The sequence below is a fragment of the Flammeovirga sp. MY04 genome (assembly GCF_001682195.2).
GTDB classification, from domain to species: domain Bacteria; phylum Bacteroidota; class Bacteroidia; order Cytophagales; family Flammeovirgaceae; genus Flammeovirga; species Flammeovirga yaeyamensis.
The window spans coordinates 2906976-2919917 of record NZ_CP003560.2; the positions used below are offsets into that span (position 1 = coordinate 2906976).

Genomic DNA, 12942 nt, shown 5'->3' on the forward strand with positions numbered 1-12942 from the left:
ATAAATATGAAAAAGATACTTCTGATCGAAGACAATCCTGAGATGAGAGAGAATACCTCAGAAATCTTAGAATTATCAAATTACGAAGTTATTACAGCTGAAAACGGGAAGCTTGGTGTAGAAAAGGCTAGAGCAAACAATCCTGACTTAATCATTTGTGATATCATGATGCCTGAACTTGACGGTTACGGTGTTTTGTTTGCTTTAAGTAAAGACCCTAATACTGCTAGTATTCCGTTTATTTTCTTAACTGCAAAGGCAGAAAAATCAGACTTCAGAAAAGGAATGAGTCACGGTGCCGATGATTACATTTCTAAACCATTTGATGATGTTGAACTTCTAGACGCTATTGAAAGTCGCTTGAAAAAAAGTGATACTGTAAAAAAACGCTACGAGCAATCTGCCGATGGGTTTGATACATTCATTAGTGATGCAAGAGGAATGAATAACTTGGAAAAGTTGTCAGAAAACAGAAAATCTCGTGCATACAAAAAGAAAAGTGTTCTTTTCTACGAAGGTGATCATCCAAATGCTTTACTTCAAGTTGTCAGCGGAAAAGTAAAAACATATAAAACTAACGAGGACGGTAAAGAATACATCACTGGTATTCATGGTGCTGGCGATTTCTTAGGCTATGTAGCCTTATTGAAAGACGTACCTTACCCTGAATCGGCAATGGTATTGGAAGAATGTGAAATTACTATGATTCCTAAAGAAGATTTCTTCTCATTGATTCATAATAATAGAGACGTTTCTCACTCTTTCATCAAGTTATTAACAAAAGAGGTAATCGAGCAAGAAGAGAAGTTATTGAAACTTGCTTATGGTTCTGTAAGACAACGTGTGGCAGAGGTATTACTTCAATTAGATAAGAGATATCAGCAAGGACCAAACGAAAGAATGTCGATCACTAGAGATGATTTGGCTAAAATCGTTGGTACAGCTAAAGAAACACTTATCCGTACGCTTTCTGACTTTAAAGATGAGCGTTTAATTGAAATCAAGGATAAGAATATTACTATAATTGACTTAGCGAAATTAGAGCGTTTGAGTAACTAATTTTAAGCCTCAATTATTTAAAAGGTCTAAAAAAACTTCTTTTTTAGACCTTTTTTATATCATTAAATTTCAATTTGTTAACATTTTAAGATGCAGTTATTAACTTTGCATTTTAAATTCTGTTATGAAAACTAACCGTGATTTAGTATATTCATAAACGGTAAGAAAGAAGATGAATTATTCACCTCTCTTCCAACTTAAACACGATAAAAAAACTGTTATCAAATCAACTTTTGATCAGATAACTATTTATATAATTGTTATATGACAAGTACTAAGGTACAATTTGCATTAAAAGACAAACTAAAAGAGGTATTTGGATATAATCAGTTTAGGGGCAACCAAGAAGTGATTATTACTCATATTCTTGAAAGAAAAAATACGTTTGTCATCATGCCAACAGGAGCGGGAAAATCTCTATGCTATCAGCTTCCCGCCTTAATGCAGGAAGGAACAGCTATTGTAATTTCTCCTTTAATTGCATTAATGAAAAACCAAGTCGACCAATTACAGGCCCTTGGGGTGAATGCTAGTTTTCTAAATTCTACGCTTTCTAAAAGTGAAGCGAATAAAGTAAAAAAGGAAACTCTTGAAGGTAAAACCAAGCTACTTTATGTGGCACCAGAATCATTAACTAAAGAAGCAAACATCGAATTACTTCAGAAATCGAATATCTCCTTTATCGCTATTGATGAGGCCCACTGTATTTCTGAATGGGGACATGATTTCCGTCCTGAATATAGGAGAATTAAGCAGATTATAGAAGCTATTGGCGATTTACCAATTATTGCCTTAACAGCTACTGCGACTCCTAAAGTAAGAGCTGATATACAGAAAAACTTAAAGATGGAAGATGCGAATATATTCTTGTCTTCTTTCCATAGGGATAATCTGTATTACGAAGTTCATCCTAAAAAAGATCCAAAAGTACAGCTGATTAAATTTATTCGTCAGCATCAAAATAAATCGGGTATTGTATACTGCCTTAGCCGTAAAAAAGTAGAGGAAGTAGCCGAGTTTTTACGTATCAATGGTATCAATGCACAACCTTATCATGCTGGAATGGAATCGGGCACTCGTATGGCCAATCAAGATGCCTTCCTTAATGAGGATTGCGATGTTATTGTAGCTACTATTGCCTTTGGTATGGGTATCGATAAGCCTGATGTGCGTTTTGTTGTTCACTATGATGCACCAAAATCATTAGAGGGTTATTATCAAGAAACTGGTCGTGCTGGACGTGATGGTCTAGAATCTTACTGTATGATGCTTTACAGTCCGGAGGATGTTGCAAAACTAGAGAAATTCCACAAGGACAAATCAGTGACAGAAAGAGAAAATGTACACATACTACTACAGGAAATAAGCTATTATGCGAATTCTTCTGTCTGTAGAACTAGACAACTACTCCATTACTTTGGAGAAAAAGTGGAGAATAATTGTGGACATTGCGATAACTGTAAAACAAAGCATACACGTTTTAATGCTAAAGATAAAATTCTACTTGCTTTAGAAGCTACATTAGAAACAGAAGAGAGATTTGGTATCAATCACATTTGTGATGTGATTACGGCTACTCCATCCGACTATGTAGATAGCTATCACCATAACGAATTAAACTGTTATGGTAAAGGTAAGGATGAAGACAATCAATATTGGGAGTCCATCATTAGACAATCCATGATTCATGGGTTCTTGACTAAAGATGTGGATAACGTCACGATCATCAAAGTGACAGAAAAGGGAAAAGAATTCCAAAAAACTCCTTTTGATATCGAGTTCACCCAAGATTACCAATGGCCAAGTGAATTAGAAGCACTCAACGAAGAAACTGTTATCACCAATGCTTTTGATAAAGAACTTTTTGATATTCTAAAAGCAAAAAGAAAGAAACTTGCCCATCAAAAAGGTATTCCACCATATGCGATCTTCCAAGAACCTTCTCTAGAAGAAATGGCCACAACCTACCCTACCAATACCGAAGAATTAATGCAAATTAATGGCGTTGGTGCAGGTAAAGCCAAAAAGTTCGGGAAACCATTTGTCGATATCATTGCTGATTATGTTGAACAAAATGAAATCACTACAGCTAAAGATGTAGTAGTGAAATCAACCGTCAATAAATCGAAGTCAAAAATCACTATCATTCAACATATTGATAGAAAACAAGATATTGAAGATATTGCTGAGACCCTCAAAATATCATTTGATGATGTTTTGGATGAAATCGAAAATATCTGTGACTCCGGCACCAAACTTAATCTTGATTATTACATTGAAACCATCATGGACGAAGACCGTATTGATGAAATCTATGATTATTTCATGAATGCAGACTCCGATTCTTTAGACGATGCCTTTGATGAACTTGATGAAGAAATTGGTGAGGACGAGATTCGTTTAGTGAGAGTGAAGTTCTTGTCTGAGGTGGCGAATTAGGATGAAGGATTAGGTAATAAGGAATAACTAATAGGTAAAAGGTAAGAAATAACTGATTTAAACTTCAATATAAAGCGTTGGTTCAGTCTTATTTGTAATGTCATTTTAATAATTATTAGTTATCACTTATTAGTTGTAAACAAAGAGCTCCTGAAATTTACATAATTTCAGGAGCTCTTTGTTTACAAGAAATTCGGCCTACATAAACCCTCTATCTCTCATTAATGCTTTATAATCTGCATCACGACCTCTAAACATTCTATAAGCTTCTGCTGGATCTATAGCGTTTCTAGGAGCAAATAGATATTTCACTAGTTTCTCTGCAATTTCTTTATCATAGTATCCTTTTGGCGATTCTTCGAATAACTCTGCAGCATCAGAAGTTAATACATCAGCCCATAGGTAACCATAATAAGCGGCAGCATATCCTTCTCCTGAGAATACGTGACCAAATTGAGTTGATCTATGACGCATTACGATTTCTTTTGGTAAACCTAATTTGTCTAGTGTCTCTTTCTCAAATGTGATTGGATCAATATTCGATACATCAGTGGTGTGATATTTCATATCCATCAAAGCTGATGCTAAGTATTCTGTTGTAGAGAATCCTTGATTAAATGTCGCTGCAGCTTTAATCTTCTTCACTAATTCTTGTGGCATTGGCTTACCTGTCTTCACATGAGTTAAGAAGCCATTGATTACTTTATCTGTTGGTAACCATCTTTCCAATAACTGAGATTGGAATTCTGTATAATCTCTTACACCGCTATTCGACTTAGGATATTTTACATTGGCTGATAAGAAGTGAAGTGCGTGCCCAAATTCATGGAAGAACGTTTCTGCATCTGACCAAGATACTAATGATACTTCACCTGGCGCAGGCTTAATAAAGTTAGAATTATTTGATGCTAACACGATTTTCTTTCCTTCGAAAGATGTAAAGCTTCTGTATGTAGTTGCCCAAGCACCAGAACGTTTACCTTTTCTTGCATATGGATCTAAATACCATAAACCGACTAGTTCTCCATTTTCTTTGTTCAATACTTCCCAAACACGAACGTCTTCATGGAATACAGGAACTTTACCTTTTGGTAATGCTTTGAATTCAAAACCGAAAAGTTCACCTGCTACCATAAACATTCCTTCTCTTAACTTTTCTAATTGAAGGTATTGTTTTACCTCATCAGAATCAAGATCGTATTTCGCTTTACGTACTTTCTCTGCGTAATATCTATAGTCCCAAGGCTCAATAGTTATTTTATCACCTCTCTTGTTAGCTACGGCTTGCATATCTTTTACTTCTTTATGCACTGTCTTCACAGAAGCAGCCCATACCTTCTCCATCAAATCCATAGCATTTGCTGGATTCTTAGCCATACGATCTTGTAAACGCCAAGTCGCATAGTTAGCATAACCCATCAATTTCACTCTTTCATCTCTTAACTTAAGAATCTGAGCAATAATTTTATTGTTATCATGCTCATCGCGGTTATCTCCACGCTTGATATAATTTGTCCAAACCTGCTTTCTTAACTCTCTTTCATCAGAATAAGTTAGGAAAGGTTCCATAAAAGATCTTGTATTCAGTACGGCATACTGCCCTTTCTTACCTCTTTCTTCTGCTTGTTTAGCTGCAGACTTTACAAAAGATTCTGGTAAACCGCTCAACTGTTTGTCTGTAAGATAGACTACATAGCTTTCTTCATCTGCTAAAACATTATTAGAAAAATCAGAATATAAAGTAGATAACTCTTTATCGATTTCTGCATAACGCTTTTTCTTCGCTGCATCTAAATCAGCACCTTTCATTACAAAACCAATGTAATATAAGTCTGTAATTCTTTGTGCTTCTTGTTCTAGAGGTGTTGTCTGACTATCCTCATGTACCTTTTTAATTCTTTGATACAGCTTATCATTCTGATTAATTTTTGATGAATAATCTGAGATAATTGGTGCTAACTCTTTTGCAATATCACGAAGCTCAGGAGAAGACATGTTCGATCTCCAAATCCCGTAATAAGTAAATACTCTATCTAAGTCAGATCCTGCTTTTTCCATTGCTACAATCGTATTTTCAAAAGTAGCTGGGGCTGTATTATTCGAAATTTCATTAATTTCATTAAGATGAATTTCAATGCCATTAACAATAGCATCTTTTAAATCTGCTACTTGCATTTTATCAAATGCCGGAGTACCTCCATAAGGACCTTCCCACTCTTGTAATAGCATATTATCCGATGTTGTTGATTTGTTGTTAGATGCTTTATCACATCCAAATAGAAGGATGAATAAAGATGAAATTCCAATAATTGAACGGAATGTTTTTTTCATTTTTGAAAATATATGGTTAATTAAATTATAGACCTATATCAGATAAATGATTATCTAAAATAGGCTATTGTCGAGTTTAAATATTTGTTCACCTCTTGAATTGTGGTCGTATATAGAGATTTTGAATTTCGTATTATTCGTCGGGATTTCTGCGATCTAAACCCCAATGTAATTTCTTTCTTAATGTATCAAGGAATTTTTCTCCACCACCAATATTCACCAATTTGGCTTTAAATGGACATTTTTTCACTGCTAATTCTATGGATGCATCTACCGCTTCAGATCTAGAATCTAAAGACACTAAAAAGTTTTTACTTCTCCCTTCAATCTCAAAAGAAATAACGCTTTTGTCAGAGATGATTAAAGGTCTTACATTTAAGTTATGTGGACATACTGGTGAGATAATAAAGTTCTCTGAGCCAGGAATAACGACAGGTCCTCCAACACTCAAAGAATATCCAGTAGATCCAGAGGGTGTGGAAACAATTAAACCATCTGCCCAATAAGAATTGAGGTATTCTCCATTTAGATAAGTATGAACGACAATCATTGAGGAAGTATCTCTTTTAAGGATCGTAAATTCGTTTAATCCGAATTTAATTCCTCCAAATAAATCTTCTCTATCACTTACCAAAGTGAGCATTGTACGTTCTTCTATAGAAAAGAATCCATTGATTAATGCTTCTAGTGTATGCGTAAAATTCTCTCTTTGTATAGAAGCTAAGAATCCTAATCTACCAGCATTTACACCAACGATAGGTATTTCTAACTCCTGCACATAAGTAAGTGCTTCTAAAAGAGTTCCGTCTCCTCCAATAGAAATCATAAAATCTACCCCTCTAAGTTGTTCCGTAGAATTAAATACGGGTAGAGACTTACCTATTTCTGGATCTATATTTCCGAGATAAAGTGCGAGACCATCAGAAATCATCAATTCAAATTCTTTTCTATTGAGAATTTCTTTGATGGCATTTATTAAAAAACCACTTCTCTCTTTTTCAAGTTTGCGACTGTGTAAAGCTAATTTCATTTTTAGAGTTCTAGGTAGCGCATCAGATTGTCCAATCGATCTTTAGAATCGTCTTTTCCTTCGGCCGAAGCAGAAGAATAAATCACATTAAGACTAAAACGTTCGAATGTAGCCAATACAGCATCCACTTTCATTGTATTTAACTTTAGGGTAACGATCACCATTTTAGAGTCGTTATTATCCACTTCTACAAAAGAACTTAATATTTTGACATTATTTGTTTCTACCCAACGACTAAGATCTTCTAATGAATAATGTATAGCTTCTATTCTAAGAACGACAATACTTCCTTCGATTTGATCTGCATGTAGTCTTGCCACCTTATCCATCATATCCTTGACGATAATGGTTCCATGATATTTATCCTCTTTATCAACAACTGGTATTATTTCTACATCGAATTCGTCTACAATTCTAAGGCAGTCATATAAATGTGTTGAGGGTAAAACAGAAACGTCTTCGTTTGATAATGGGAGTTTTACAGATTTTACTCCTTGGCTTAGGTCTAGGTCAAAAAAGTCTTGCTCCATAACCATACCTATATACTTGTCTTTTTTCAAGACAGGCAAGGATAGAATGTTATTTTCTTCGTAATAAGAAAACACACATTCTAAAGCGGTATCTGGGTGAATGGTTGGCAATGTAGTTGTCAACAAATCTTTTGCTAATTGCATATCATCTTAGTGTTTGATGAAAAGATATGTATATATAAACAATTTGGGAGATAAAAGTGTTGATAAAAATCAACATTTACCTCCCAAATCGGTTGTGCACTCGCACATACTCATCCAAAAAAATGTATAACATTTAGAGAAAATGAGAAAGGTATCTCTAAACTTACATTATTGTTAGTTATTTCTCAAGAAATCGTCCACTAACATGTTAAATCTATTCGGATGTTCCATCATTGGTGCATGACAACACTTGTCGATAAAATGCAATTGTGAATTTGGTATCGATCGGTTAAACTCATGTCCTGCTGAAGGAGGAGTAATTGTATCGTTCAAGCCCCAAATCAATTGAGTAGGGCATTTGATGTTCTTTAATTCTTCACGAAGGTTATGCTTTTGTGCAGATCTTGCGTAATATACAATTCTTAAACACTTCGCATTATCAGAAGTTACTTCATAACACTCATCTACTAATTCTTTAGAAGCTACTGCTGGATCGTAGAATGTGTAAGCAACTCTATCTTTAATAAAGTCATAAGAACCTCTTTTTGGATAAGATAATCCCATACCTGATTCGTACAAGCCTGAAGATCCTGTAAGGATAAGTTTCTTTACTCTTTCAGGGTTGGCTAATGTGTACAATAAAGCTACGTGACCACCTAAACTATTTCCTAAAAGAGAAAATTCGTTAAGCTCAAAGTCAGCGACAAATTTTTCTGTATAGGCAACAAGTCCTTCCAAATTCGATTCATTTCTTGGTGAATCGTAAATTGGCAACATAGGAATTAATACACGATATCTTCCTGAGAAGTAACTAAGAACATCAGACCAGTTACTTAAAGCACCGAATAATCCGTGTAAGAGAATTAGTACTTCTCCTTCACCCTCATCTATGTATTTAAAACCGTGTTTTTCTCGGACAGTTAAACTCATTTCTTAAATAATTGCAATATTCATTGTAAAAATACGTGCAAAGATACGATTATATTTTTAGCTTTAGTAACTTATTATGAGTTGTTTATTAACATTTCATTCATTTACGTTACTCTCTTTACCAAAAAGAAGTGCTTCAAAGCTGGATAAGGTTAAAGCACCTTCCTTAAACACTGTCAATAATCTATCCTTACCTTCTTGATTATCAATACTTATCTTTAATTCCTTTTGAAATTTATCGGATAAATACATTCCAAATCCCATAGCAGAAAACTTCGCTGGCTGTGCTGTAGTCTCCTCAACTATACGTTCTACATCAACATAATTTAACGCAGAGTTCTCCTCAACGTAGCGTAATGCTTCGTTTTTTGTCCATAAAAAGTGATGAATACCTATATCACACCACATCAATAAGGCATTATTTAGTCTCCAAAAAGCATACAGCACTTGTTTTTCCTGAGGGGCATTTTTGTAGTAAGCAGACACATAAATATTCTTCCAAAATTCGGAAGTATAAGAGAGTTTTAGTTCTCTTCTAAACAAAGGAATAGTACTATTTTTTATTTTAGTATCAGACCATTCATGCAAAGCATAAGTAGATACCGCATACGTCTCAAGTATATACGTTTCATAATCACTTAATGATTTATTGATATAAACATGCCCATTTCTACTATTATCAAAACTACCCTCACAATAAAAAGGTTCAAAAGAAAAGTTTCGAACATACTCTGGAAAGTAGCTCACTTCTATAGGCAATTTTGATCCTTGAATCATTCTTGGTGACTGATTGTAGGCCTCAAAAAAGTTAACAATAGAGTTTTTCGTTTTTTGGAGAGGATATCTTTTTATAAAATGATGGAATCGGTCTTGCAATTTACCATCAGGTATTCCTAGAGAATCTAACAGCGTATTTAGTTTTTGCTTCTCTACCCTCACCATCTTTTTAGCCATATAATTGAGGTTTCTAGGTCGGTATTCTCCTTCTATTTCCTCTTTATTTAGACCTAAATGATATTGAAGTAAATGCCTGTAATAATTGTCGCCTTCCTTACCAAAACGCATCAACGTAATCTCTTCTTCTGCTTGAAATTCCAATTCTTCCAAAGTTCTTTTAAGTGCATCAAAAGATGGAATAACGGCACCTTCAATGGCCTTTTTAGCTCTATATTTTAATTCTGGTAACTGACTAATGAGGTTCTCATCTTCTATCTTTTCAAGCTTATTGATAAAATCAACATAGAAAATATTCTCCTCTAATGGAGCAGAAAGAAATGCTTCTAGCTGTAAATTGATAAGTCTCAAAGTACTTTTTGGAGGCAAAGCTTGACCATCATTAATATTAAAATGATGAATACTCTCTTCTAACGATTCAAAGGGTCTTCGGTATAAAATACCTTTTGATGTAATCTGATCTTCAGCAGCATTCGGATATAAACTCTTTCCAGAGATCAATTCAGATACCTTATTTTGAATTTCTTCTAATCTGCTCACATAATTATAGGCTTGATTGACATTATCAATGGTATGGTTATTCACCATAAACAATGGCAATTGCACTTGGATACCTGTAATCTGATCAATTGGATATTTTACATTCTTATAAATCCAACGATCCAGAATGCTTACATCCATGATAAATTCAAAAGTCTCCCTGGATAATTCTTCTTGTTCCGTTAGTCCTTGTTGATCATAACGATTTAAAAATTCCAACTCCCCTTTCAGGTATTCAAAATCTCTTTCGCTCTGAATTGTCGACTCATTATTTAAATGACTTTCTAGGGTTTCTGGGGCATAAGGCCACTTAAATGCTTTCGTTTTCGTCAATAACTCTGGGTGAGTTAAAGTGTATTCGTAGAAAAAACGATCGAGCAATGTATACATTTTTGATGGGCGGAAATACCAATTATTTAATACATCGCCTATCATATAAAAAAGTAAAGAAAAGATGATTGTACGAAGATATAACCCCCATCTTTTTTTAATATGAAGAGCTAATTTTTGGAGGATATAATCTCGGTATATTTTATTGAATTTCATTCTTTGATAAAAAAACCTTATTCTTACTTTTCTATGAAGTCAACTTTAGAGTAATTTTAAGCTGATTTTTAAAATGTTAGCAGAAAACTTCAACAAAAAAAGTTGAAATACTTCTAAATTTGCAAATACTAGGCTAATAAATATTAACAGAATAGAACTTATTCATTGATAATAAGTTATTTAATTAAACTTCGCACCTGAAATTTGAAAAATAAAGAGCAAAAAATAGATCAAATAGTATTAGAGACACTTTCATTCGAACATCTCTTTTCTGTAGCTTTAGAAAGCGGACAACCATTTGCCGCTTGGAAAATGCCTTTTGAAAATACACAAAGTATTGTGGTCTCATTACAAAAAGAGGCATTAAAAGTATCTGCAGATCTTGAAGAATTACCGAATGGTTTTTTGGCCCACCCTTTTCAAGCTAAAGACAAGCAAGCTTATTTAATTCCTGCTGATATTTATTATACCACCGAAATGGATCACATTGACTTTTCGAATTCATATGATTTATCCATTAAGGAAAGAGTAGAACACGAAATACACAGTTTTGATCCCGACCAACCCTTAAAAAGGTGGAAAGGTAATATGTTGAAAGAACATTTCCCTCCTACTTCTAAAGAACACTTTACTTCTATCGTCGCAGAAAGCGTAGAAGCAATGCAAAACGAAGAATTTACCAAAGTAGTGTTATCAAGAACAAAAGAGGCAAAACTAAAAGAAGACTTCTCTCCTTTTGAATTCTTTCAGAAGTTAAGCAAATCTTACCCTGCCGCATTTGTATCTATCTGCTACATACCGAATGTTGGCCTTTGGATGGGTGCTTCTCCAGAAACTCTAATTAGCGTAGACGAGCACGGTATTTTTAAAACCGTTGCCTTGGCTGGCACTCAAGCGAGTAACGGCATTTCACCTAAAGAGGCTTCATGGAAAAGTAAAGAAATTGAGGAACAGGCTTTAGTTAGTAGATATATCATCAATTGCTTTAAAAAGATCCGATTGAGAGAATTTGAAGAAATTGGTCCTAGAACAGTCGCCGCAGCTCACCTTTTACACTTATGTACAGAGTTTAAAGTGGACACAAAAACGACTAATTTCCCACAATTAGGCACTGTGATGTTAGATTTACTTCATCCTACTTCTGCTGTATGCGGAATGCCAAAAGAAATTGCTACGGATTTTATTCTTCAAAACGAACAATATAACCGTTCTATTTACAGTGGTTACATTGGTCCAATTGGCTTGGAAAACAGGCATCATTTATTCGTTAATTTAAGATGTCTACAGCTTTTTAATGATCATGCCCTTCTGTATGCAGGTGCTGGAATAACAGCCGATTCAGATCCTGAAAAAGAATGGAACGAAACTGAAATAAAGATGGATACGATGCTGAAACATCTAAATTCATAAAAATAAAACCCTATTTTTGTAAGGAAAAGTGTTTTCAATTGTCTAATAAACTGAAAACGCTTTTTTTTATACCCTTTCTTATCTACACTTATGAAAAAGATTATCACTTTCATCTTATTGATGACCCTACAAGTTTACAGTTACGCTCAAGAAAAAGATATTTATGCCAAATATGGAATTAAAGTAGAGACTTTACAGCCTGGTTTAAACGTAGGTGATACAGCCCCGGATTTTAGTGGCACTGACCAAAATGGGAACAAAATTATGCTTTCAGAAATGGTAAAAGACGGTCCTGTTATCGTGAATTTCTTTAGAGGAAGTTGGTGTCCATCTTGTTACAAACATCTTAAATCCATCAGAGATTCTTTAGATTACATTTATGATACAGGTGCTAAAATTATCATGGTAAGCCCTGAAGAAAAAGAGAGTTTAGACAAATTTGCGACAAAGAAAAAGTTTACTTTCCCTATGATATCAGATACTGATATGAGTGTAATGAACAACTACAAAGTCACTTTTGAAGTGACAGAAAAGTATCAGAAAAAAATCAAAACCTTTTTAATGACAGACATTGCAGCAAATAACGCATTACACAATGCTTCCCTGCCTGTTCCTGCCACATATATTGTCGATAAAAACATGAAAATTATCGCCAAACAATACAATCCTCAATACAGTATTCGTATGTCGCCTACAGCGATGATAGAAGCTATAAAAGCTGAACAATAATTCCCTCTTATCCTTACTTTTTGATACGGATAATTTGAATGATCGTTCAGAATGAAAATTATTACTAAAAAAAGCAACGAAATCACTGTTGTACATAGTGTTTTTTACTATAAATGATTAATATTGATGTGAGATACTTTTTAATAAAGTATCTCCTATTTTTTAAACGTGGTTTTATCAAAGGAAATCTTTGATAATATCAAGTTTTAAAGGCTTTCTGATAAAGTTTGCTTTGATGGTTTCTGTAGGAAAGATCTATTAAATTTTAACCATCAGAAATCGGTATTATCTCTGAATTAT

At 34.1% G+C, this 12942-nt stretch carries 9 protein-coding genes; 4 read left to right on the forward strand and 5 right to left on the reverse strand.

What is annotated here, in order from left to right:
- Window positions 1–6: 6 nt before the first annotated feature.
- The gene (locus tag MY04_RS11730; RefSeq protein WP_066209898.1) at window positions 7–1059 is read left to right on the forward strand and encodes a response regulator; all 1053 of its coding nucleotides are present in this window, start codon (window positions 7–9) and stop codon (window positions 1057–1059) included.
- A 264-nt stretch (window positions 1060–1323) separates the two neighbouring features.
- On the forward strand, window positions 1324–3498 hold the full coding sequence (recQ, locus tag MY04_RS11735; RefSeq protein ID WP_066209900.1) for a DNA helicase RecQ: 2175 nt from the start codon (window positions 1324–1326) through the stop codon (window positions 3496–3498).
- 198 nt (window positions 3499–3696) lie between these two features.
- Here the strand turns inward: recQ and MY04_RS11740 are convergent, their stop codons facing one another.
- The 5 genes from MY04_RS11740 to MY04_RS11760 form a co-directional block, all read right to left on the reverse strand.
- Window positions 3697–5829, reverse strand: a complete 2133-nt coding sequence (locus MY04_RS11740) for a M3 family metallopeptidase (protein WP_066209902.1) — start codon at window positions 5827–5829, stop codon at window positions 3697–3699.
- A 133-nt stretch (window positions 5830–5962) separates the two neighbouring features.
- The gene (locus MY04_RS11745; protein WP_066209903.1) at window positions 5963–6859 is read right to left on the reverse strand and encodes an NAD kinase; all 897 of its coding nucleotides are present in this window, start codon (window positions 6857–6859) and stop codon (window positions 5963–5965) included.
- Between the two features lie 2 nt (window positions 6860–6861).
- Window positions 6862–7533, reverse strand: coding sequence for a CBS domain-containing protein (locus MY04_RS11750; protein WP_066209905.1), 672 nt, complete (start codon window positions 7531–7533; stop codon window positions 6862–6864).
- Window positions 7534–7707: 174 nt separating this feature from the next.
- Window positions 7708–8463 carry an alpha/beta fold hydrolase gene (locus MY04_RS11755; RefSeq protein ID WP_066209907.1) on the reverse strand — a complete coding sequence of 252 codons (756 nt, stop codon included), beginning with the start codon at window positions 8461–8463 and terminating at the stop codon, window positions 7708–7710.
- Window positions 8464–8559: 96 nt separating this feature from the next.
- Window positions 8560–10347, reverse strand: coding sequence for a DUF885 family protein (locus MY04_RS11760; RefSeq protein ID WP_158297671.1), 1788 nt, complete (start codon window positions 10345–10347; stop codon window positions 8560–8562).
- A gap of 360 nt (window positions 10348–10707) precedes the next feature.
- On the opposite strand from MY04_RS11760, the gene MY04_RS11765 reads away from it, so the two are divergent.
- Together MY04_RS11765 and MY04_RS11770 are read left to right on the forward strand one after the other, a co-directional pair.
- A complete protein-coding gene (locus MY04_RS11765; protein ID WP_066209912.1) occupies window positions 10708–11913 on the forward strand; it encodes a chorismate-binding protein in 1206 nt (401 codons plus the stop codon).
- A gap of 90 nt (window positions 11914–12003) precedes the next feature.
- A complete protein-coding gene (locus MY04_RS11770; protein ID WP_066209913.1) occupies window positions 12004–12642 on the forward strand; it encodes a peroxiredoxin family protein in 639 nt (212 codons plus the stop codon).
- Window positions 12643–12942: the final 300 nt, after the last annotated feature.

Excerpts from the sequence above, each read along its gene's own strand:
- MY04_RS11730 (WP_066209898.1), top strand. The coding sequence starts at position 7 with ATGAAAAAGATACTTCTGATCGAAGACAATCCTGAGATGAGAGAGAAT.
- recQ (WP_066209900.1), top strand. The coding sequence starts at position 1,324 with ATGACAAGTACTAAGGTACAATTTGCATTAAAAGACAAACTAAAAGAG.
- MY04_RS11740 (WP_066209902.1), bottom strand. The coding sequence starts at position 5,829 with ATGAAAAAAACATTCCGTTCAATTATTGGAATTTCATCTTTATTCATC.
- MY04_RS11745 (WP_066209903.1), bottom strand. The coding sequence starts at position 6,859 with ATGAAATTAGCTTTACACAGTCGCAAACTTGAAAAAGAGAGAAGTGGT.
- MY04_RS11750 (WP_066209905.1), bottom strand. The coding sequence starts at position 7,533 with ATGCAATTAGCAAAAGATTTGTTGACAACTACATTGCCAACCATTCAC.
- MY04_RS11755 (WP_066209907.1), bottom strand. The coding sequence starts at position 8,463 with ATGAGTTTAACTGTCCGAGAAAAACACGGTTTTAAATACATAGATGAG.
- MY04_RS11760 (WP_158297671.1), bottom strand. The coding sequence starts at position 10,347 with ATGTATACATTGCTCGATCGTTTTTTCTACGAATACACTTTAACTCAC.
- MY04_RS11770 (WP_066209913.1), top strand. The coding sequence starts at position 12,004 with ATGAAAAAGATTATCACTTTCATCTTATTGATGACCCTACAAGTTTAC.